General features: G+C 38.7%; 21 protein-coding genes and 1 pseudogene. 18 read left to right on the top strand and 4 right to left on the bottom strand.

What is annotated here, in order from left to right; all coding sequences use genetic code 11:
- Nucleotides 1-652 precede the first annotated feature (652 nt).
- The 3 genes from rpsF (at nucleotide 653) to rpsR (ending at nucleotide 1,850) form a co-directional block, all read left to right on the top strand.
- Nucleotides 653-943, top strand: coding sequence for a 30S ribosomal protein S6 (gene rpsF / locus ACEE75_RS09095; RefSeq protein WP_354369759.1), 291 nt, complete (start codon nucleotides 653-655; stop codon nucleotides 941-943).
- Between the two features lie 18 nt (nucleotides 944-961).
- A complete protein-coding gene (locus ACEE75_RS09090; RefSeq protein WP_447574292.1) occupies nucleotides 962-1,459 on the top strand; it encodes a single-stranded DNA-binding protein in 498 nt (165 codons plus the stop codon).
- A 151-nt stretch (nucleotides 1,460-1,610) separates the two neighbouring features.
- Entirely contained in the window at nucleotides 1,611-1,850 is a 240-nt protein-coding gene (gene rpsR / locus ACEE75_RS09085; protein ID WP_000068664.1) for a 30S ribosomal protein S18, read from the top strand.
- Between the two features lie 159 nt (nucleotides 1,851-2,009).
- On the opposite strand, the gene ACEE75_RS09080 is transcribed toward rpsR, so the two are convergent.
- Nucleotides 2,010-2,660, bottom strand: coding sequence for a DUF1129 domain-containing protein (locus tag ACEE75_RS09080; protein ID WP_447575196.1), 651 nt, complete (start codon nucleotides 2,658-2,660; stop codon nucleotides 2,010-2,012).
- A gap of 30 nt (nucleotides 2,661-2,690) precedes the next feature.
- Nucleotides 2,691-3,635, bottom strand: a complete 945-nt coding sequence (locus tag ACEE75_RS09075) for a magnesium transporter CorA family protein (RefSeq protein WP_354369661.1) — start codon at nucleotides 3,633-3,635, stop codon at nucleotides 2,691-2,693.
- A 143-nt stretch (nucleotides 3,636-3,778) separates the two neighbouring features.
- Here ACEE75_RS09075 and uvrA point away from each other — a divergent pair, with 143 nt between their 5' ends.
- The 6 genes from uvrA (at nucleotide 3,779) to nusB (ending at nucleotide 9,830) form a co-directional block, all read left to right on the top strand.
- Nucleotides 3,779-6,604 (top strand): excinuclease ABC subunit UvrA, encoded by a 2,826-nt coding sequence (uvrA, locus tag ACEE75_RS09070; protein ID WP_447575198.1) that lies wholly within the window; start codon nucleotides 3,779-3,781, stop codon nucleotides 6,602-6,604.
- Nucleotides 6,605-6,784: 180 nt separating this feature from the next.
- The gene (locus tag ACEE75_RS09065) at nucleotides 6,785-7,846 is read left to right on the top strand and encodes a M24 family metallopeptidase (protein WP_447575200.1); all 1,062 of its coding nucleotides are present in this window, start codon (nucleotides 6,785-6,787) and stop codon (nucleotides 7,844-7,846) included.
- Nucleotides 7,847-7,856: 10 nt separating this feature from the next.
- On the top strand, nucleotides 7,857-8,315 hold the full coding sequence (locus ACEE75_RS09060; RefSeq protein ID WP_427895095.1) for a deoxycytidylate deaminase: 459 nt from the start codon (nucleotides 7,857-7,859) through the stop codon (nucleotides 8,313-8,315).
- 80 nt (nucleotides 8,316-8,395) lie between these two features.
- Nucleotides 8,396-8,956, top strand: coding sequence for an elongation factor P (efp, locus tag ACEE75_RS09055; RefSeq protein WP_354369665.1), 561 nt, complete (start codon nucleotides 8,396-8,398; stop codon nucleotides 8,954-8,956).
- 66 nt (nucleotides 8,957-9,022) lie between these two features.
- The gene (locus ACEE75_RS09050; protein ID WP_354369666.1) at nucleotides 9,023-9,412 is read left to right on the top strand and encodes an Asp23/Gls24 family envelope stress response protein; all 390 of its coding nucleotides are present in this window, start codon (nucleotides 9,023-9,025) and stop codon (nucleotides 9,410-9,412) included.
- On the top strand, nucleotides 9,405-9,830 hold the full coding sequence (gene nusB / locus ACEE75_RS09045; RefSeq protein WP_447575203.1) for a transcription antitermination factor NusB: 426 nt from the start codon (nucleotides 9,405-9,407) through the stop codon (nucleotides 9,828-9,830). Before ACEE75_RS09050 ends, nusB begins: the two co-directional genes overlap by 8 nt.
- A gap of 30 nt (nucleotides 9,831-9,860) precedes the next feature.
- On the opposite strand, the gene ACEE75_RS09040 is transcribed toward nusB, so the two are convergent.
- Complete coding sequence (locus ACEE75_RS09040) at nucleotides 9,861-10,829, bottom strand: LacI family DNA-binding transcriptional regulator (RefSeq protein ID WP_354369668.1); 969 nt, start codon at nucleotides 10,827-10,829, stop codon at nucleotides 9,861-9,863.
- A 1-nt stretch (nucleotide 10,830) separates the two neighbouring features.
- Nucleotides 10,831-12,270 carry a sucrose-6-phosphate hydrolase gene (locus tag ACEE75_RS09035; protein WP_447575205.1) on the bottom strand — a complete coding sequence of 480 codons (1,440 nt, stop codon included), beginning with the start codon at nucleotides 12,268-12,270 and terminating at the stop codon, nucleotides 10,831-10,833.
- Nucleotides 12,271-12,468: 198 nt separating this feature from the next.
- On the opposite strand from ACEE75_RS09035, the pseudogene ACEE75_RS09030 reads away from it, so the two are divergent.
- From ACEE75_RS09030 to celB, 9 genes and pseudogenes are all read left to right on the top strand, one after another.
- Nucleotides 12,469-13,875 (top strand): annotated as a pseudogene (locus tag ACEE75_RS09030) (sucrose-specific PTS transporter subunit IIBC); the annotation flags it as partial.
- A gap of 411 nt (nucleotides 13,876-14,286) precedes the next feature.
- A complete protein-coding gene (locus tag ACEE75_RS09025; protein ID WP_354369670.1) occupies nucleotides 14,287-16,170 on the top strand; it encodes a sucrose-specific PTS transporter subunit IIBC in 1,884 nt (627 codons plus the stop codon).
- Between the two features lie 149 nt (nucleotides 16,171-16,319).
- Nucleotides 16,320-17,198 carry a fructokinase ScrK gene (gene scrK / locus ACEE75_RS09020; protein ID WP_447575207.1) on the top strand — a complete coding sequence of 293 codons (879 nt, stop codon included), beginning with the start codon at nucleotides 16,320-16,322 and terminating at the stop codon, nucleotides 17,196-17,198.
- A gap of 200 nt (nucleotides 17,199-17,398) precedes the next feature.
- The gene (locus ACEE75_RS09015; RefSeq protein WP_447575209.1) at nucleotides 17,399-18,277 is read left to right on the top strand and encodes an ROK family protein; all 879 of its coding nucleotides are present in this window, start codon (nucleotides 17,399-17,401) and stop codon (nucleotides 18,275-18,277) included.
- On the top strand, nucleotides 18,274-18,915 hold the full coding sequence (locus ACEE75_RS09010) for an SGNH/GDSL hydrolase family protein (RefSeq protein ID WP_354369673.1): 642 nt from the start codon (nucleotides 18,274-18,276) through the stop codon (nucleotides 18,913-18,915). The genes ACEE75_RS09015 and ACEE75_RS09010 overlap by 4 nt, the downstream gene beginning before the upstream one ends.
- A 149-nt stretch (nucleotides 18,916-19,064) precedes the next feature.
- A complete protein-coding gene (locus ACEE75_RS09005) occupies nucleotides 19,065-20,453 on the top strand; it encodes a glycoside hydrolase family 1 protein (RefSeq protein WP_447575211.1) in 1,389 nt (462 codons plus the stop codon).
- A 52-nt stretch (nucleotides 20,454-20,505) separates the two neighbouring features.
- Entirely contained in the window at nucleotides 20,506-20,823 is a 318-nt protein-coding gene (locus ACEE75_RS09000) for a PTS cellobiose transporter subunit IIB (RefSeq protein WP_354369675.1), read from the top strand.
- A 13-nt stretch (nucleotides 20,824-20,836) separates the two neighbouring features.
- Nucleotides 20,837-21,154, top strand: coding sequence for a PTS cellobiose transporter subunit IIA (locus tag ACEE75_RS08995; RefSeq protein ID WP_447575212.1), 318 nt, complete (start codon nucleotides 20,837-20,839; stop codon nucleotides 21,152-21,154).
- Between the two features lie 22 nt (nucleotides 21,155-21,176).
- Nucleotides 21,177-22,445 (top strand): PTS cellobiose transporter subunit IIC, encoded by a 1,269-nt coding sequence (gene celB, locus ACEE75_RS08990; protein WP_447575214.1) that lies wholly within the window; start codon nucleotides 21,177-21,179, stop codon nucleotides 22,443-22,445.
- Nucleotide 22,446 lies beyond the last annotated feature (1 nt).

The raw sequence follows: 22,446 nt of genomic DNA, 5'->3' as shown, positions 1-22,446 counted from the left end.
TCTATCGCGGTATAAAAATGGTGATTAGTGAAAGTGAGCTGTGAAACGACATGTCGGAGGAAAACAGTTATGCTTAGTATGAACTTAGGACGTTATAAAAATGGAGACACTTTAGGCTGTTGCGAAAAATAGCTTAAGGGGTGAATCCAATGTAAAATCAAGTGGTTTAAGTAGTATTTCTTTAAAGCGTCGCCCAAAGAAAGTGAGGGACTGTAATGTTAAGATTTAATATCAGTCGCTATAAAAACGGAGACGAGTTGTAGTTCCTTAATATTAAGGAGGTTACTTTATGATTCTATTTAACGTATCACGGTATAAAAATGGTGATTTCTAACTGAAAATTTATAGAAGTAAGTAAAAATCGGAGGTATGTCGACATGCTAATGATGAATTTAAATCGCTATAAAAATGGAGATAATGGAGTTTGACGACTCCTTATGAAATGACTCTGTAGTCAAGAGTTTGGAAAGCGTTCTTGATAATCAGAGGGGAACCTTAGAGGATTAGTCCATCCTCTGAGGTTTTTTTATTCTTCGATAGATTTTTCTTGCATAGTTTTATTTTTTAGCGTATAATAGTTTCTTGTGAGAATAACCTCACTTACTCATGACAAAGGATCATGAGTCATTAGACCAAAAGGAGGAACATATCAATGGCAAAATACGAAATTCTTTATATTATTCGTCCAAACATTGAAGAAGAAGCTAAAAACGCTTTGGTAGCACGCTTTGACTCTATCTTGACTGACAACGGTGCAACTGTTGTTGAATCAAAAGACTGGGAAAAACGTCGTCTTGCATACGAAATCCAAGATTTCCGTGAAGGACTTTACCACATCGTTAACGTTGAAGCAAACGACGATATCGCTCTTAACGAGTTTGACCGTCTTTCAAAAATCAACGGTGACATTCTTCGTCACATGATCGTTAAAGTAGACGCTTAATTACAAAGAGGGTAGTTTATGATTAATAATGTAGTACTTGTTGGTCGTATGACCCGCGATGCAGAACTTCGTTACACACCAAGTAACCAAGCAGTAGCAACTTTTACTTTAGCAGTTAACCGCAACTTTAAAAACCAAAATGGTGAACGAGAGGCGGATTTTATCAACTGTGTGATTTGGCGCCAGCAAGCTGAAAATCTAGCTAACTGGGCTAAAAAAGGCGCTCTTATTGGTGTTACAGGTCGTATTCAGACGCGTAACTACGATAACCAACAAGGTCAGCGTGTCTATGTAACTGAAGTGATTGCAGACTCTTTTCAAATTTTAGAGAGTCGTGCTACACGTGAAGGAAGCTCTGGATCTTACCAGTCTAATATCTTTGATCAAGGCTTTAGTAGCCAACCATCAGGTTTCCAACAGCCTTCACAGTCACAAACGCCTAACTTTAGTCGAGATGAAAGTCCATTTGGAAATTCAAGCCCAATGGATATCTCAGATGACGATCTACCATTTTAAAGTAGGTTAGGACAAAAACTCAACTTCATTTGAGTTTGGGCTAGAAGAATAGTGATAGAGACCTTTAACTAAGCATTTTAGTGCTGTGTAAGTTTCTTATCTATCATCATTTTCTAGACCTGTAAGATCATAATATAAAGGAGAACTAAACATGGCTCAACAACGTCGTGGCGGATTCAAACGCCGTAAAAAAGTTGATTACATCGCAGCTAACAAAATTGAATATGTTGATTACAAAGATACTGAGCTTCTTAGCCGTTTCGTTTCAGAACGTGGTAAAATTCTTCCACGTCGTGTAACTGGAACTTCAGCTAAAAACCAACGTAAAGTAACAACAGCTATTAAACGTGCTCGCGTTATGGCTTTGATGCCTTTCGTAAACGAAGATTAATCAAAAGACCCATCTGGGTCTTTTTGTTTGGCCTTATTTTTCTAAAGTATGTATGAGTCAAAAATACATTTTTGCAGAGTAAAAGCAGTCAGTCTATTTACGGGATTTTAATCTAGCAAATAGACTGACTGCTTTTTTTGAAAAGATCGATCTTATAGTTTATCTTTCTACAGTGAAAGAACTTTGGACATTAAAATGCTTTTTAAAGAAGTAACGTCCTGCAAAAGCAGCAGCTCCTAATACAACCATCAATAAGGCAGGTAATTGAGGGTTAAACTGGGTAGGGAGTAAGCTGACTAATGAGACAAGGAGCACCCATCCAGCAAAAGAGAGAGTTAGAAGTCCAAGGTTTTTCCAAAAGTTTGGACGTTGTGAACGCTCTTTACCAAGGTGTCGATAAAAGAAATGGTAAGTTAGATACATTACCCCACCTCCTGCTAGTCCAGTTGCAAGGAGAGTGAAGATGCCATATGGGATTTGGTTGCTATTGGTTAAAGCTAGAAAACCTTGGATAAGAGAGACAAGACCTAAGAAAAATAAGGCACTGTCGGTCCACATAAAGAGCGGTTTAGTGTTTTTAGGCTCTGTTGTACTTTGTGTTGTTGCCTCTTGTTGTGTGAAAGTTGCTGCCCAAGTAGTTGGGGCACCTAAAAATGTTCGGGCAGGGATACCTTTATTTTGCTGTTCTAAGATATTAGGCATAATATCATCTATAATAGCTTGGATTTCTTCTGTTGACTTTCCGTCTTTATGAAGTTGGTTTTTGGCAATGTGAATAAATTCTTGATTTTTCTTTGTTAAGTTTTCCATATTGTATTATTTTCCTTATTTTTGATGAGGTTAAAACCATTTTTTTCTGATAAAGTAGAGGACCATACAGGAACTAAGAGTAGCAGCAATAGCAACAACATACCAAAAGGCGTTATCTAGACCGTTTAAGGGCATGGTATTGTTTTTAAAGTTCATGCCGTAGGCAGAGAAGATAACGGTTGGAATATCTAATGTCATTGTAACCAAAGCTAAGGTTTTCATGATGGTATTTTGGTTGTTGGAGATGATAGAGGCTGATGTCTCAGTCATGGCATTGAGGACGTTTTCATAAATACCTGCCATCTCAATGGCCTGTTGTGTTTCAATCAAGGTGTCTTCAAGTAAGTCTTCGTCTTCGATGTATTTTTTAAGACTGGACGCATTACTTGACAGCTTTTTGACGATGCGTTCGTTCAGTTTGAGAGAGGCTTTTAGATAGACAATAGATTTTTCAAGTTCCATCATGTCGATGAGTTGCTCATTTCGTGTGGCACTTTCAAGTTGTGCTTCAATTTTATCACTTTGTCTGTCAATAGAACGAAGGGCTATTAGAAAGAGCTCAGCGTTACGATAAAGCAGTTGAAAAACAAACCGTGTCTTCATAAATGTATAGAAATTACGGATTCGCCTCTTGATGAAATTATCAAATAGGGTGAGATCTTCAAGACAGGTTGTGATAACCGCATTTTCTGTGACAATAATCCCTAAGGGGATGGTAACATAATAACTTTTGTTATTGCGCTCTTCATAGGTTGGCACGTCCACGAGGATAAGAGTGTAATCATCTTCAACAGAGATACGGGAAGTTTCTTCTGCATCGAGCGGTGCTCTAAGATCTGTAATATCGATGTTGAACTCTTTGGCTAGTTTGACGGACTCTTCCTGGGAAGGGTTGACAAGATTAATCCAAGCACCTGGCTCAAATGTATTGATTTCTTTAAATTCTGTTGCTGTTGAAAGAAACATTTGTTTCATTTTAAAGCCTCCCTGTTTGGTATTTGTAGTCTCGTCAAAGGCATACTGTTTTATTATACTATATTTTGAGATATTTTTGGGCATCAGATAAGCATAAATTTGATATAATGGAAAGGAAAATTTGAGGAAAGAAATATTAAACGATGCAAGATAAATTAGTGATTCATGGTGCAAGAGCCCATAATTTAAAAAATATTGATGTTGAGATTCCACGAGATAAATTGGTAGTCGTGACAGGTTTGTCAGGTTCTGGTAAGTCTAGTCTAGCTTTTGATACTATTTATGCAGAAGGGCAACGCCGTTATGTGGAGTCTTTGTCAGCTTATGCCAGACAGTTCTTAGGGAATATGGAAAAGCCAGATGTAGATTCGATTGAAGGACTTAGTCCTGCTATTTCTATTGACCAAAAAACAACGAGTAAAAATCCACGTTCCACAGTTGGAACAGCGACAGAAATTAATGATTATCTTCGTCTCTTGTATGCTCGTGTGGGGACTCCTTATTGTAAAAATGGTCATGGTGTAATCTCTGCCTCATCTGTAGAGCAAATTACAGATGAGGTGTTGGAATTGCCTGAACGGACAAGAATGCAGATTTTAGCACCAATTGTCCGTCGTAAGAAGGGGCAACACAAGACGATTTTTGAAAAAATTCAAAAAGATGGGTATGTCCGTGTTCGAGTAGATGGTGATATTTATGATATCTCTGAGGTACCAGAATTATCTAAGAGTAAAATGCACACCATCGAAGTTGTGGTTGATCGTTTAGTCAACAAGGACGGCATCAGAAGTAGATTGTTTGATTCTGTTGAAGCTGCCCTTCGTTTAGCGGATGGCTATGTGGTTATTGATACCATGGATGATCAGGAGCTACTCTTTTCAGAGCATTACTCCTGTCCAGTATGTGGCTTTACTGTCCCAGAATTAGAACCTAGGTTATTCTCCTTTAATGCTCCCTTTGGTTCTTGTGCGACCTGTGATGGTTTGGGTATTAAATTAGAAGTGGATATCGACCTAGTTGTTCCAGATGCTAAAAAAACACTACGTGAAGGTGCTTTAGCACCTTGGAATCCTATTTCTTCTAATTATTATCCTCAGATGTTAGAGCAGGCTATGCAACATTTTGGTGTGGACATGGATACACCTTTTGAGGACTTATCAGATGAGGATAAGGATTTGATTTTGAATGGCTCAGCTGGTCAGGAATTTCATTTTCATTATGAAAATGAGTTTGGTGGCGTAAGGGACATTGATATTCCTTTTGAGGGGGTACTGACCAATATCAATCGACGTTTCCACGAGACGTCTAGTGACTATACTCGCACACAAATGCGAACTTATATGAATGAATTGACCTGTACAACTTGTAAGGGTTATCGTTTGAGTGAGCAGGCTTTATCTGTTAAAGTTGGAGGAGAAAAAGGTCTTCATATTGGTCAAGTGTCTGACTTGTCTATTGAGAAGCATCTGCAGTTACTAGAGGAATTAGTTTTAGGTAGAAACGAAGAAATTATTGCTAAGCCTATATTAAAAGAAATCAAGGATCGCTTAACTTTTTTGAATAATGTGGGGCTAAACTATTTAACCTTATCACGCTCTGCGGGGACCTTGTCTGGTGGAGAGAGTCAACGGATTAGGTTAGCAACCCAAATTGGATCAAACCTAAGTGGTGTCCTTTATGTTTTAGATGAGCCTTCTATCGGCCTTCATCAGCGTGACAATGATCGCTTAATTGCTAGTCTTAAAAAAATGCGTGATTTAGGAAATACTTTAATTGTGGTTGAGCATGATGAAGATACCATGAGAGAGGCGGATTGGCTGATTGATGTTGGTCCAGAAGCAGGTGTTTTTGGTGGGGAGATTGTTGCATCAGGCACTCCTGAACAGGTTGAGAACAATCCTCATTCGATCACAGGTCAATACTTGTCTGGTAAAAAAGCTATTCCAATTCCTGTAGAACGTCGCTCTGGAAATGGTCAAAAAATTACTATAAAAGGTGCGTCTGCCAATAATCTAAAAAACATTTCTGTTGAGATTCCACTTGGTAAATTTATCGCAGTGACAGGTGTTTCGGGGTCAGGAAAATCGACTCTTGTTAATGGTATTTTGAAAAAAGCGATTGCGCAAAAGTTAAATCGCAATGCTGATAAACCAGGAAAACATCAATCTATCTCTGGAATTGAGCAGATTGAGCGTTTAATTGATATTGATCAAAGTCCGATTGGACGAACACCACGTTCTAATCCTGCTACTTATACAGGAGTCTTTGATGACATTCGTGATCTTTTTGCTCAGACCAATGAGGCTAAGATTCGGGGTTACAAAAAAGGCCGTTTTTCATTTAACGTTAAAGGTGGACGTTGTGAAGCTTGTTCTGGTGATGGTATTATTAAAATTGAGATGCATTTTCTACCAGATGTCTATGTTCCTTGTGAGGTTTGTCATGGAACGCGCTATAATAGTGAGACCTTAGAAGTTCACTATAAGGAAAAAAATATTGCAGAAATTTTAGATATGACGGTTAATGATGCGGTCGAATTTTTTGCAGCTATTCCCAAAATCGCAAGAAAACTACAAACCATTCAAGATGTTGGTTTGGGATATGTAACGTTAGGTCAACCAGCAACGACCTTATCAGGAGGTGAGGCGCAACGGATGAAGTTGGCCTCAGAGCTTCATAAACGTTCAACAGGCAAGAGTTTTTACATTTTAGATGAACCGACAACAGGCTTACATACACATGATATTGCTCGTTTGTTAGAAGTCTTGGCGCGATTTGCAGATGATGGAAATACTGTCTTGGTGATTGAGCATAATCTGGATGTAATTAAAACTGCAGATCATGTGATTGACCTTGGCCCAGAAGGGGGAGATGGTGGTGGAACAATTCTTGCTACAGGTACTCCAGAAGAAGTGGCAGAGATTAAAGGAAGTTATACAGGTCAGTATTTAAAAAACAAGTTGATATAAGATAAAAAGAAATCCGATTGGATTTCTTTTTAGTAGCCATCTTGCTTTATCAATCATAGTTTGGACTTAGCTCTAAAGGATTGTTCAAAATTATGTTTTGACTGAAAGATGAGCCTTGGAATAAATTGGTATTTCCCTTTATTTCTGCTATAATAGTTACAAAATCTTTGGAGGAATGGGATGCAAAATAGACTTAAAAAATTTGAAGCGAAACTTTCTGAGTCTCAGGTGGACGGTGTAGTAGTTTCTGGTCAAAATAATGTTTATTATTTAACAGGTTTTTGGGGAACAGAAGGGACTGTTTTTATTAGTAAGAGCCGTCATCTTTTTTTAACAGATTCACGTTATAGTTTAATCGCAAAGGGTGTTGTGACGGGATTTGATATTATAGAAACTCGTTCTCCTTTAGAAGAAATTGCTAAGGTGATTAAAGCAGATGGGCTTAAAAGTATTGGATTTGATCAGCAAGTTAGCTATGCCTATTATCAAGAGTTGAAGGCCATTTTTGCAGATTATCAACTGGAAGGTATGGCTAATTTTATTGAAGGTCTTCGTATGATTAAGGATGCTAGTGAGATTGCGACCATTCGTCGCGCTTGTCAGATTTCTGATCAGGCTTTTATGGATGTTTTGGATTTTATCAAACCTAATCAAACGACAGAGATGGAAGTGAATCACTTTTTAGATCACCGTATGCGTCAGTTGGGGGCTGAGGGAGCTTCATTTGAGTTTATTATTGCCTCGGGGCAACGTTCTGCCATGCCTCATGGCGTCGCATCGGATAAGGTAATTCAATCTGGTGAAACCTTGACCCTTGATTTTGGTTGCTATTATCAGCATTATGTGAGTGATATGACAAGGACCATTCATATTGGACATGTGACGGATGAGGAACGTGAGATTTATGAGATTTGTTTACGTGCTAACCAAGCTCTGATTCATCAAGCAAAAGAGGGAGTTAGCTACCGAGATTATGATAGAATCGCACGTGATGTCATCAATGATGCTGGCTATGGTGCATATTTTACACATGGTATTGGACATGGTATTGGATTAGACATTCATGAGTACCCTTATTTTGGTCATTCTGATGAAACGATAAAAGCAGGGATGGTTTTAACAGATGAGCCAGGTATTTATCTTGATGGTAAGTATGGTGTGCGTATTGAAGATGATCTTTTAATTACTGAAACAGGATGTGAGGTCCTTACTCTTGCACCAAAAGAGTTAATTGTTCTTTAAGGAGTAAGTGATGGAAAAAGAGCAACGTTTGTCTTGGCAAGATTATTTTATGGCAAATGCAGAGCTGATTTCTAAGCGTTCCACTTGTGATCGCGCTTTTGTTGGTGCCGTTTTGGTAAAAAATAATCGTATCATTGCAACAGGCTATAATGGTGGTGTTTCAGCTACTGAAAATTGTAATGAAGTTGGTCACAAAATGGAAGATGGGCATTGCATTCGCACGGTTCATGCTGAAATGAATGCCTTGATCCAATGTGCTAAAGAAGGGATTTCAACGAATCATACTGAGATTTATGTCACTCATTTTCCTTGTATCAACTGTACCAAGGCACTTTTACAAGCAGGAGTGTGTAAAATCACCTATAAAACTGCTTATCGTCAACATGACTTTGCTATTGCCTTGTTAGAAAAGAAAAATGTTCCCTATTTTCAACATGATGTCCCAAAGATTCTTTTGGGAGAGGATTAGTCTTTTTAAAAAGATTTGAGAATACAGGTGCAATATGATAAAATGAAGTGATAATAATTTTATAAAGAGGTATATAGATAATGATTGAAGCAAGTAAGCTAAAAGCTGGTATGACATTTGAAACAGCAGATGGAAAATTGATTCGTGTTCTTGAAGCTAGTCACCATAAACCAGGTAAAGGAAATACCATCATGCGTATGAAATTACGTGATGTTCGTACTGGCTCAACTTTTGATACAAGCTACCGTCCAGAAGAAAAATTTGAGCAAGCTATTATTGAAACTGTTCCAGCTCAGTACCTATACCAAATGGATGATACAGCATACTTCATGAACAATGAAACTTATGATCAGTATGAAATTCCAGTAGCAGCAATTGCAGATGAGTTGAAATTTATCCTTGAAAACTCAGAAGTTAAGATTCAATTTTACGGATCAGAGGTGATTGGTGTGACTGTCCCAACAACTGTTGAGTTGACAGTAACAGAAACACAACCATCTATCAAAGGAGCTACTGTTACAGGATCAGGTAAGCCAGCAACGCTTGAAACAGGTCTTGTGGTCAACGTTCCAGACTTTATTGAAGTAGGACAAAAATTGATTATCAATACTGCTGAAGGGACTTACGTGTCACGTGCTTAAGAAAAAAGAGCGCTTTTCCACATTGGAGAACTGACTTTTTTAATCAACAGCTAGAAAGGAAAAGCTATGACAACTGAAACAATTGGAGAAATTGTCATTTCGCCTCGTGTTCTTGAGGTTATTACAGGAATTGCGGCGACAAAAGTTGAAGGAGTTCACTCACTTCATAATAAGAAAGTAGCAGATAGCTTCAGTAAAGAATCTTTTGGACGTGGTGTTTATTTAACAACGGCTGAAGATGGACAAGTATCAGCAGATATCTATGTTTATCTCCAGTATGGTGTAAATGTGCCTGCGGTATCTATTGAGATTCAAAAAGCAGTTAAATCAGCTATTTATGATATGGCTGAGGTTAGTCTATCAATGGTTAATGTTCATATTGTTGGGATTGTTCCTGAAAAAACACCAAAACCAGAAATGAAATCGTTGTTCGAAGAGGATTTCTTAGATGACTAGACATTTTATAGATTCCAGACGTGATTTACGTGAGCGTGCCTTCCAAGCTCTTTTTAGCCTAGAGTTTGGAGGCGAGTTTGTTGATGCCGCTAATCATACCTATATTTATGATAAAGAAGGTGATGAACATGAAGTGCCAGTCTTTCTCTTAAATCTGGTTAATGGGGTACTTGATCATCAGGCGGAGTTGGATGAATTGATTTCAAAGCATTTGAAACAAGGTTGGTCCTTATCGCGTCTAACTTTAACGGATAAAACAATCCTCCGTTTAGGCTTATATGAGATGAAGTATTTTGAGGAAACTCCAGACCGTGTGGCTGTTAATGAGGCTATTGAAATTGCAAAAAAATACTCAGATGAAACATCAAGTCGTTTCATCAATGGCTTGTTAAGTCAGTTTATTGAAGATGAGTCATAAAAAAAGTGATTGGAAATCCAATCACTTTTTTTATGCACTTGTTCCTGAAATAAGATTGACAGGTAGGATATAAGATTTTTCCAACTCTTCTTCAGGGAAATTTATTTTTTTAAGAAGTAGCTCTACACAAAGATAAGCAATCTCTTTGAGAGGTTGTTTAATCGTTGTCAAGTCTGAAAAGAAATTTTCAATAAATGTTGTTCCATCATAACCGATAACTTTTAAATCATCTGGAATTGATAACCCCATCTCTTTGGCAATTCTAATGGTTAAAAGCGCAGTCAGGTCATCGGAGAGGAAAATGCCGTCAGGTTGCTCTTTTTGAAGGACCTGTTTAATCTCCATTTCTTTTCGAATAGGAGAAAAATTACTGGGAACATGAATAATTTTAGCAGTTGGTAATAGGGCTTCAAATCCCTCTTTTCGAAGTCCAGTTGGAGAATTGGAGTTATCATTTCCTGTAATCATGACGATTTTTTTGCAACCTAATTTTTCTAAAGTTTGAGCTGCCATCTTTCCACCTTCAAAGTTATCTGAGGAGACAATTGGAATATTTGGAGCTAGATTACGGTCAAAAGAGATGATGGGTGCCTCGACACGTTCATAATCATCGATACCAAGATTATGACTTCCAGAAATAATGCCGTCAACTTGATTGGCTTCAAGCATCTCTAAGTATTCTTTTTCTTTACTAGGGTCTTTTTCACTATTGCAGATGATGGTTTTATAACCGTGATTAAACAACTCGATTTCCATATGTTCAATAAGTTCAGCGTAAAAGACATTGCTAATATTGGGAAAGATCAAGCCGATTAATTTAGCGGATTTCCCTTGAAGTCCACGAGCTAGGCTATTGGGTTTATAACCTAGTGTTTTCATGGCTTCCTTTACTTTTTGTATAGTTTGCTGGGAAAGGTATCCTTTATTATTGATAACACGTGAAACAGTAGTAGGGCTAACACCTGCTAATTCAGCAACATCAGTAAGTTTTGCAACCATTTTAGTAACTTAACTCAAAGTATTTTCCAGTAGCTTCACCGCTAACTACAGCGATGCCGGATTGGTCTTCGTTAGGGAAGACACGGCCAGTAAATACTTTTTCTCCCTTGTTGATGAAAATTTCAAAGATTGATTTATCAATAAAAATATTAACAGTCGTATCACTGTTTTCAATGCTACATTCACGTGTTGTGCCAAATTCAAGTGCAAATGGTTGACCAGCTTCAGAACGATCGATCATCACTTTACCAGAAGCCGTATCAACTGTTAAATGGAGTCCTTTATGATTTTCATCGGCAAATAAAACTAGCTCTGTTTTACTGTCTTTTTTAAAGTTTAATTCAAGTTCGTAAGTATTTTGGCTAGTTTGACGCTCTGAAAAGTCCTCTTCGGTTTGACGTAATGAGGTGATGGCTTCGACTGGGTATTGATAAAGTTTCCCATCTTTAAGAGTGAGTTCTTTGACTAAGCTCATAGCACCTTGGTAATCAAACTGATCAGTAGGATAATCAACGTCAGGGAGTCCAATCCAGCTAACGGCTAAAGCACGTCCATCTGGGGTGTTAAATCCTTGTGTAGCGTAGCATTCAAAACCAGAGTCAAGGTTTAAAATGTTAGATGCTCCAACTAGAGCAGGTTTTTCTGTGTCAAACGATTGACAGATTTTATAGGTGTTTGGATAGATGTTGTCGTAATCCAACTCAGCTTTATCCAATCCTTGAGGGCTGTAAAGGAGGACTGGTTTATCATCGACAAAGACAAGGTTAGGGCATTCAATCATATACTCAGACCCTGTTCCACCAAAATCAAGGTCACCGACAAGTTCCCAGTTTTTAATGTCATTATTCACCGCTTTATAGAGTTTGATAAAGCCTTTTTTGTCGAGGCTCTGTGCGCCAACAATAGCATAGAACTGGCCTTTGTGATCAAAGATTTGCGGATCTCGGAAGTGTTCAGTAACATCGCTAGGTTGTTGAATAAGAACTTCTTCAAACTTTTCAATCTGACCATTTTTATCCATAAATGCCCCAACTTGAAGAGGGTCACGTACCCAGTTTTCATCACGAACATTTCCTGTATAGAAGATAAAGAGTTTTCCATCTACTTCATAAGCAGATCCTGAGTAAGCGCCGTGACTATCATGTGGGTGATCAGGAAGGAGTTTGGTTCCTGTTTCAGAAAAGTGAATCAAGTCATCTGAGACAGTATGGACCCATTGTTTTAGACCGTGTGCTGGACCATAAGGCCAGTTTTGGTAAAAAAGATGGAATTGTCCATTGAAGTAAGAAAAGCCGTTAGGGTCATTTAATAGTCCAGTTTTAGGCTCGATATGGTAATTGCTTAACCAAGGTGATTTTGCTTTATTTTCGTTCAGAGTTTTAATCTCTTCGTCTGTCCAGTCTTCATATCGACGGTAACGAATCTCTTTAGGTAAATCCATAGTTTTCCCTTTCTTCATAAAAACTTAGTACATCTATATAGTAAACGTTTTCTCGTTAAAAATCAAGTTATAATAATGTTAAGGGATTTCAATAAAAAATATATGACAAACGCTTGACAGATTTAAGAAAAGTGTTAAAATAGAATATATAAAGCGCTTCCAAATTTGGTGATGCTAGTTGATAAAGGAGATTTTATAATGGATTATAAAAAAGTAGCCGATGAAGTTATTGAAGCTGTTGGAAAAAGGAATTTAGTCGCAGCTGCTCACTGTGCCACTCGTCTTCGTTTAGTTTTGAAGGATGAGTCTAAAGTTAACCAAAAAGCCCTCGATGATAATGCGGATGTCAAAGGTACATTCAGTGCGAATGACCAGTACCAAGTGATCATCGGACCTGGTGATGTCAACTTTGTTTATGCAGAGCTCATCAAGGCTACAGGCCTAAAAGAGGTTTCAACAGATGATTTGAAGCAAATTGTAGCACAAGATAAGAAGTTCAATCCATTGATGGACTTGATTAAACTCTTGTCAGACATTTTTGTACCAATCATTCCAGCTCTCGTTGCTGGTGGTCTCTTGATGGCGCTTCGTAACTTCTTGACTTCTCCAGATTTGTTTGGTCCAAAATCAATTGAAGAAATGTACCCTGCTATCCAAGGCATTTCTGCTATGATTCAATTGATGTCAGCTGCTCCATTCATGTTCTTGCCAGTTCTTGTTGGTATTTCTGCCGCAAAACGCTTTGGTGCAAACCAATTTCTTGGTGCAGCAATTGGTATGATCATGACTACTCCAGATTTGGGTGGTAAAGAAGCTTTCTGGGATATCTTTGGTTTCCAAGTAGCTCAGACAAACTATGCCTATCAAGTTATTCCAGTTCTTGCAGCTGTATGGCTTCTTGCGACTCTTGAAAAATTCTTTCACAAGAAATTGCCGTCAGCGGTTGACTTTACATTCACACCATTATTGTCAGTAATGATTACAGGCTTCTTGACATTTACAGTTATTGGACCTGTTATGTTGACTGTATCTGATGCCATTACTAATGCTATTGTTTGGTTGTATGATACAACTGGTGCGATTGGGATGAGTATTTTTGGTGGAACTTACTCACTGATTGTTATGACTGGTCTTCATCAGTCCTTCCCAGCTATTGAAACACAATTGCTATCAGCATATAATAATAACGGGACAGGATATGGTGATTATATTTTTGTTGTGGCTTCCATGGCTAACGTTGCGCAAGGTGCAGCTACTCTTGCAATTTATTTCCTAACAAAGAATGCCAAAACAAAAGGTTTATCAGGATCAGCGGCAGTTTCTGCCTTTCTAGGTATTACAGAGCCAGCTCTTTTTGGAGTTAACTTGAAATACAAATTCCCGTTTTTCTGTGCTCTTGCAGGATCAGCGATTGGAGCTCTTTTCGCAGGGCTAACACATGTTATTGCTGTTTCACTTGGAGCAGCAGGGTTCATTGGTTTTCTTTCAATTAAAGCTTCCTCAATTCCGATGTATGTTGTTGCTGAGTTGATTGCTTTTGCTGCAGCCTTTGCATTTACTTATCTGTATGGTAAGACAAAAGCTAAAGCAGTTTTTGATGAGGAGACTAGAGCTGCTAAGATTTCTGATTAAGGTTGAATAGTCTTAAGGCTACTAGGTTACTTTAGTGCAATTCAATCCCACTAAATGTTAGTTTGTTAAAAGGTTGAGTAAAAACTAGCCAATAACTAAAAAATACAGATAGATTCGAGCTGATTTTAATGAAATCTAGCAGAACTGTCTGTGTTTTTCTTTTTGTCTCTCGAAATAAAATAGCTTTTATGTATTTTTATGTTATGTTTGCTTATTGATTTGGTATTTTATGATGAACGTTTTCATATAAAAGAGTCCCATCTTCCCTCTAGCCAACTAAAAAAATCTGCAAAACGCTTGACATATTGTAAAAACATGATAAGATAGTTTTTGTAATAAAGTGAAACGCTTTCACGAAGAAAAAAAGAAAAAGGGGTTTTGCAAATGGATAACACACAAATTGCAAAAGAGGTTATTGAGGCTCTAGGCGGTCGCGATAACGTACGCAGTGTCGCTCACTGTGCAACTCGTCTGCGTGTCATGGTTGTTGATGAAGCAAAAATCGACAAAGACAAAGCAGAAAACATTGAGAAAGTTCAAGGTGCTTTCTTTAACTCTGGTCAATACCAATTGATTTTTGGTACTGGTACAGTTAATAAAATTTATGATGAGGTTGTCGCACTTGGTTTGCCAACGTCAACAACTTCTGAGCAAAAAGCAGAAGCAGCGAAACAAGGAAACTGGTTCCAACGTGCTATTCGTACTTTCGGTGATGTCTTTGTTCCAATCATTCCAGCTATCGTAGCGACAGGTCTCTTTATGGGTCTTCGTGGCTTACTTGGAGCATTTAATATTACCTTGCCTGAAGATTTGAACGTTTATTCACAAATCTTGACAGATACAGCTTTCATCGCTTTACCAGCTTTAGTTGTTTGGTCAACTTTCCGCGTATTTGGTGGTAACCCAGTTATCGGTATTGTTCTTGGGATGATGTTAATTTCTGGTTCACTTCCTAATGCTTGGGCGGTTGCCTCAGGTGGTGATGTCAAACCAACTATTTTCTTTGGATTTATTCCTGTAGTTGGTCTTCAAGGATCAGTTCTTCCAGCCTTCATCATTGGTATTTTGGGAGCTAAGCTTGAAAAAGCGATTCGTAAAGTTGTTCCAGATGTCTTTGATCTTTTGGTAACACCTTTCTTGACACTCTTTATCATGTCAATTCTTGGTCTATTTGTTATTGGACCAGTATTCCACGTCGTTGAAAACTACATCCTTGTCGGAACAAATGCTATTCTTTCATTGCCATTTGGTCTTGCTGGTTTGATTATTGGTGGTCTTCACCAAGTTATTGTGGTATCAGGTGTTCACCATATCTTCAACTTGCTTGAATCACAATTGATTGCTAGTACAAAAGCTGACCCATTTAACGCTATCATGACAGCGGCTATGACAGCTCAAGGTGCAGCGACTGTTGCCGTTGGTGTGAAAACTAAAAATGCTAAATTGAAAGCTCTTGCTTTCCCAGCAGCCCTATCAGCTTTCTTGGGTATTACTGAGCCTGCTATCTTTGGGGTTAACTTACGTTTCCGTAAACCATTCTTCCTATCACTTGGAGCTGGTGCCATCGGTGGTATGTTAGCATCACTTCTTGGTCTTGCCGGTACAGGTTTTGGTATCACTATCATTCCTGGTACGCTTCTTTACCTTAACGGTCAATTACCACAATATCTTCTAATGGTTGCGGTATCATTTGCTCTTGGTTTTGCCTTCACTTACTTCTTTGGTTATGAGGACGAAGATACAACTGTAGCAGATAATCAAGAAACCACTAAGCTTGCAGAAGAAGCAACAACAGGTAACCTTGTTGAAGGAACTACAGCTGAAGTTATTGTGAACCCACTTGCAGGTCAAGTTGTTGATCTTAAAGATGTTAATGACCCTGTATTTTCAAGCGAAGCTATGGGGAAAGGTATTGCCATTAAACCAAGCGATAACACAGTTTATGCACCAGCAGACGGTACAATCTCCATCGCCTTTGAAACTGGTCATGCTTATGGTATTAAAACTGATAAAGGTGCTGAAATCCTTATTCACATCGGTATCGATACAGTATCTATGGATGGTAATGGTTTCACTCCAAAAGTGAAAGCTGATCAAAAAGTTAAAGCAGGAGATGTTTTGGCGACATTTGAACCAGCTAAAATCAAAGAAGCAGGTCTTGATGATACAACTATGATCATTGTAACCAACACAGCAGAATATGCTGAGGTAACACCACTTGCAACTGGTACAGTTGCTAAAGGTGCTGACCTTCTTGATTTGAAATAAAAATTTGATAAAGGGTTTAGGCAGTTTTCTAGTCTAAATCCTTTTATCACGTTTTGAGGATTTCCAATTATCCTAGTTGGAAAAGGCTTTTCAGTTAGTAATTTTTTTGTTAAAATCGTATAAAAAGACAAATATAGAGGACATTTTTTATGACAAAATTATATGGTAGTTTAGAAGCTGGAGGAACAAAGTTTGTTTGTGCGGTCGGTGATGAAAATTTTCAAGTGATCGAAAAAACACAGTTTCCAACGACTACTCCATACGAAACAATTGAACGTACAGTAGAATTTTTTAAACGCTATGAAGATCGTCTAGCGGGGATTGCGATTGGCTCATTTGGTCCAATTGATATTGATCCTAACTCACAAACTTATGGTTATATCACCTCTACTCCAAAGCCACACTGGTCAAATGTTGATCTTCTTGGTTTAATTGCTAAGGAATTCAAGATTCCATTTTACTTTACAACGGATGTCAATTCGTCAGCTTATGGTGAGACACTTGTGCGTAAGGGTGTGAAAAGCCTTGTTTATTATACAATTGGAACAGGTATTGGTGCAGGTGCGATTCAAAATGGTGAGTTTATTGGTGGCATGGGTCATACTGAGGCAGGTCATACTTATGTGGCGCTCCATCCTTATGATGCTAAAAATGAGTTTGATGGGATGTGTCCATTTCATAATGGCTGCCTAGAAGGATTAGCTGCAGGACCATCACTTGAAGGGCGTACAGGCGTTCGTGGTGAATTGATTGAATTAAACTCTGAGGTTTGGGATGTTCAAGCTTACTACATTGCACAAGCTGCAGTTCAAGCTACACTCCTTTATCGTCCACAGGTCATTGTTTTTGGTGGTGGTGTCATGGCTCAAGAGCATATGTTGAATCGTGTTCGTGAAAAATTCACTGCTCTTATGAATGGTTATTTACCAGTTCCAAATGTGAAAGATTATATCGTTACACCTGCTGTTGCTGAAAATGGTTCAGCGACCTTAGGAAACTTCGCCCTAGCGAAGAAAATTTCAAATTAATAGTAAGAAACTTGGATTTAGTGTTGACTAGATTCAAGTTTTTTGTTTTCTTTTATCTAGTTAGCAATGTATTTTTAAACCATATTGACTTACACGAAGAATAGTTTTAAAAAGAAAAGTATATAAAAATAAAATAAATGTATAGACATTTAAAAAATATTGTAGTATACTAGAGTCAGTTAAAGGGAAGGAGATCAAAAATGGCATTACTAGTATTTGATATTGGGGGCACGGCTGTCAAATACGCTCTGTATAAAGATAAAGAACTGGAAAGTACGCGGTCTTTTACAACCCCTTTATCTTGGAAAGAAATGAAAGCGCTTCTATCAGAGGTGAAGCAGTCATTCAAAGGAGAGACTTTGGAAGGTGTTGCTATTAGTAGTCCTGGAGCAGTGGATGTTGAAGCAGGCGTGATTCGTGGTATTAGTGCTATTTCTTATATCCATGATTTTAAGATAGTAGAGGAACTGGAAGACTTGTTTCAGTTGCCCGTCACCATTGAAAATGATGCTAATTGCGCTGCCTTAGTTGAATTAGCCTATGGAGTGGCAAAGTCTGCTAATACGGTACTCTTTTTTGTCATTGGTTCAGGAATAGGTGGTGCAGTGGCTATTGATGGCAAATTGCATAAGGGGATTAATCTTTTTGGGGGAGAATTCGGCTATATGATGCTGGATAAGGGCTATACCTTAAGCCAATCAGCTAGTCCAGTCCATGTGGCTAATCGTTATTCAAGCGAAAAGGATCTACCGACATCTATTTCAGGTCAGGAATTATTCCAATTGTCAGATGACGGGGATGAAAGTGCCAGACAAGCAGTTGATAGCCTATTTCAAGCATTAGGAAAGGGAATTTTTAATGCAGCCTTGGTTTTAAATCCTGACTTGGTGGTTTTGGGAGGAGGACTTTCTAAACGTCCGGGTCTTGTGGAGGAAGTTTCTAAACAAATTGATCATCTACGAGAAAAAACTGGAGCACAAGATTTAACCATCTCTCTTGACACTTGCCAATTTTATAATGATGCCAACCTTCTTGGAGTAGTTGCTCATTTTCAAAATAACATTGGGATAGAAAAATGAAATTAGAAAAACAGGACCGAATTGTCTTTTTTGGAGATTCGATTACAGAGTGGGGAAGAGATAAAGAAGATGCACAAAGTCTGGGATATGGCTATGTTCACTTTGTTGCTTCTCATTTACTCTTCCATTATCCTGACTACCGTTTTGAATTTTTCAACTGCGGTATCGGTGGAGACAAGGTTGCGGATTTGAATGCTCGTATCCATGACTGTCTTGATCTTCATCCAACTGTTCTGGTACTCATGGTGGGCATTAATGATGTTTGGCATAATGTTGGTCAAGAATCCTTCGGTAGTCAAACAGAACAGGACCGGTTTGAAGGAGAATACCGCAAGTTGCTGACAAGCCTGGTAAGGGCAGGTCTGCAACGAATCTTGGTTTTAGAACCCTTTGTTTTGCCCTATCCTATGGATCGCCAAGAATGGCGAGTGGATTTGGATCCAAAACTTCAGATCATTCGACGGTTGGTCAAGGAGTTCGGTTTGGAGTTTGTTGCCTTGGATGGTTTCTTGAATGAACAGGCTATTCTGTATTCCGCCCAATACTACACAGGCGATGACGGTGTTCATCCGACCTTGGCAGGTGCTACTGTGATTGGGCACGAAGTGCTGAAGAGACTAATTGTCTCTGAGGTTTAATAAATAGTAGACGAGTTAAGATCAGCAGGCTTTAGGAGTGGGGTATGTGTGCTGGTAATTGATTTTTTATCTTGAGTATAGTCACGAGCACCTTCCCAAATATAATGATATTATTTTTAGAATTTTAAAAGGAGAAAGGATCTAGTCAGATGAAAACATTTCCGAAAGATTTTTGGTGGGGAGCAGCCACATCAGGTCCCCAAAGCGAAGGGCGTTTTGCTAAAAAACATGCCAATATGTTTGACTACTGGTATGAGATAGAACCAGAAGCCTTCTATCATCAGGTTGGTCCAGATACGGCTTCCAACTTTTACAATAGTTTTCGTGAAGATATTGCTCTCATGAAAGAGGTTGGTCTTAACAGTGTGCGGACTTCTATTCAATGGACACGTCTGATTGATGATTTGGAAACTAATACAGTCAATCAGGATGCGGTTGCTTTCTACAATCAGGTGATTGATTGCTTTATTGAAAATGGTATTCGTCCGATTATAAACTTGCACCATTTTGACTTGCCAGTGGAGCTTTATCACAAATATGGTGGTTGGGATTCTCGTCATGTGGTGGATCTCTATGTTGGATTTGCTGAACAAGCTTTCAAACACTTTGGTGACCGTGTCAAAGAATGGACGACCCACAATGAGCCTATGGTAGTAGTTGATGGAGAGTACCTCTATCAGTTCCACTATCCTAAAGTAGTTGATGGGAAAAAAGCTGTTCAGGTAGCTTATCATCTCAATCTGGCTTCTGCCAAAGCCATTGCCAAGTATCGTGAATTGGACTTGGCCAAGAATGGGGGACGCATTGGTACAGTCTTAAATTTGACGCCTACCTATGCAGCCTCAGAAGCGCCAGCTGACCAAGAAGCAGCAAAATTTGCTGAACTATGGAACAACAAGATGTTCTTGGAACCAGCTATTTACGGCCATTTTCCAGCAGAACTTGAAGAGGTCTTGACGCGCGATAAGGTTATCTGGCAAACAGAACCAGAAGACGCAGAGATTTTCAAGAACAATACAGTAGATTTCCTTGGAGTCAACTTCTACCATCCCAACCGTGTGAAAGCACCAGACATCGCTCCGAATTCTGTTGGTGACTGGATGCCTACCCGCTATTATGACCATTATGATATGCCAGGACGTCGGATGAATATTGATAAGGGCTGGGAAATCTACCCGGAAGCCATGTACGATATTGCCATCAATATTCGTGACAATTACAAGAATATTCCATGGTTTGTTTCTGAAAATGGTATGGGGGTTTCACGAGAAGAACGGTTCTTGGATGAGAACGGTCAGATTCAAGATGACTATCGGATTGATTTTATCCGTGAGCATCTAGAGTGTCTTCATAGAGGAATCGAAGAAGGATCAAATTGCTTTGGTTATCACCTTTGGACGCCAATTGATTGTTGGTCATGGAGCAATGCCTATCGCAACCGCTATGGATTTATCTCAAATAATATTCATACGCAAGTGAAAACCATTAAAAAATCAGGGGAGTGGTTTAAAGCGGTTGCGGAACAAAACGGTATTTAAAAATAATATAAAAATAAAAGAAGCCTACTAAACTAAGTAAAGGAGAATTAAAATGGCAAAAGCCTTAATTATTTGTGCAGCGGGGATGTCTTCATCTCTTATGGCTAAGAAAACAACAGACTATCTACAAGAACAAGGACATGATATCACTATCGAAGCGATCGGTGCGACCGAAGGAAATAAAGTGATTGAGAGTGCAGCTTATGATGTTTATCTCATTAGTCCACAAACACGGATGTATTTTAAGCAATTTGAGAAAACTGGTCAGAAAGTAGGGCGACCTGTTGTCCAAATTCCACCTCAAGCTTACGTCCCAATTCCAACAGGTATTCAAGGGCTTGGGAAAGTGGTTTTAGAGCAATTGTCATAATAGGAGAAGTTAGATGAACGCAGAAGAATTACAGGTTTCGGCCTTTGGGATTATCCTACATAGCGGTACTGCTCGTTCAGATATCCATGAAGCGTTTGCCTTAATGAGAATTGGCGACTATGAAGAGGCTGTTGAGAAACTAGAAAGTGCTAACAAGGAATTAGTTGAAGCTCACCATGCTCAAACGGAATTGTTACAACATTATGCTAGCGGTGTTGAGATAAAAATTGAGATTATCATGGTCCATGCACAGGACCATTTGATGACAACGATGACGTTGTTAGAAGTTGCCAAAGAAATGTTGGAGTTACATCGAAAAATCAAGTCGTAGAAAATAAAGGAGATGAAAGAAGATGAATAAAATTCTAGATCAACTGAGTGATAAACTTTTACCAATTGCCAATGCCCTAGGATCAAACAAGTACCTAGCTGTACTAAGGGATGCCTTTATGCTATCTTTTCCAATCACCATGTTTGGTTCCTTGATTGTGGTTTTCAACAACTTGCCGTTTTTCAATGACGATACGAAAACCTTCCTTTACAACCTACTCGGAAATGGTCAGATGGCAACCATGTCTATTATGACAGTCTTTGTTGTATTTGGTATTGGTTATTATCTTTCAAAATCTTATGATGTTGAAGGGGTTTTTGGTGGTGCAGTTTCTCTTTCAAGTTTCTTGATATTGACACCATTTTTTATCGAACCTGAAAAGGGTGAAGCGATTAGTGGTGTGCTTAGTTTAGATCGTCTTGGTGCTAAAGGGATGTTCTTAGGAATGATTACAGCTTTTGTTGCAGCAGAGTTATATAGTCGTATGAGTAAAAAAGGTTGGCAAATTAAGATGCCAGATACTGTGCCACCTGCTGTTGCCAAATCGTTTGCTGCTCTGATTCCAGGTACATTAACCCTATCGATTTTCCTTGCGCTACATGCCTGTGTGACTTACTTCTTCCATGTTAATCTCCACGATGTGATCTATAAAGTCATTCAAGCGCCATTAATTGGTTTGGGAGGTAGTATTGGGGCAACATTAATTGCGATCTTTGCGATTCAAATCATGTGGTTCTTTGGTTTACATGGACAAGTTCTCGTTAACTCAGTAATGGATCCAATTTGGAACACATTAAACCTTGAAAATTTGGAAGCCTTTCAAGCTGGTGAAGCTACACCACACATTATTAGTAAGTCCTTTATTGAAACCTTTACCGTTGGTTTAGGTGGTTCAGGAATGACCCTTGCAGTTGTTCTGATTATGGCATTTGTTCTTAAGAAAAAAGTGTACAAGGATGTTGGGCGACTAGCACTTGGAGCAGGTATCTTTAACGTTAATGAGCCTGTTATCTTTGGTTTACCAATTGTGATGAATGCGACGATTCTTATTCCTTGGATTGTAGCCCCAATTGTGGTAACAGCCATCAACTATACCGTTATGGCACTTGGAATAGTTCCAGCTCCAACAGGTGTTTCTGTGCCATGGACAGTGCCTCTCTTCTTTAGCGGGATGATGGCAACTAATTCTATCATGGGTGGTCTTCTCCAATTGGTTGATGTTGTGATTGTTGGGCTGATTTGGTATCCTTTCCTTCGTGTACTAGACAAGCAAGAGGATTCTGTATTATAAT

The sequence above is a fragment of the Streptococcus sp. 11273D007BT genome, from assembly GCF_053547195.1.
Note: the sequence above shows the minus strand (reverse complement) of the source record. Positions and strands in the feature narration are given on the sequence as shown.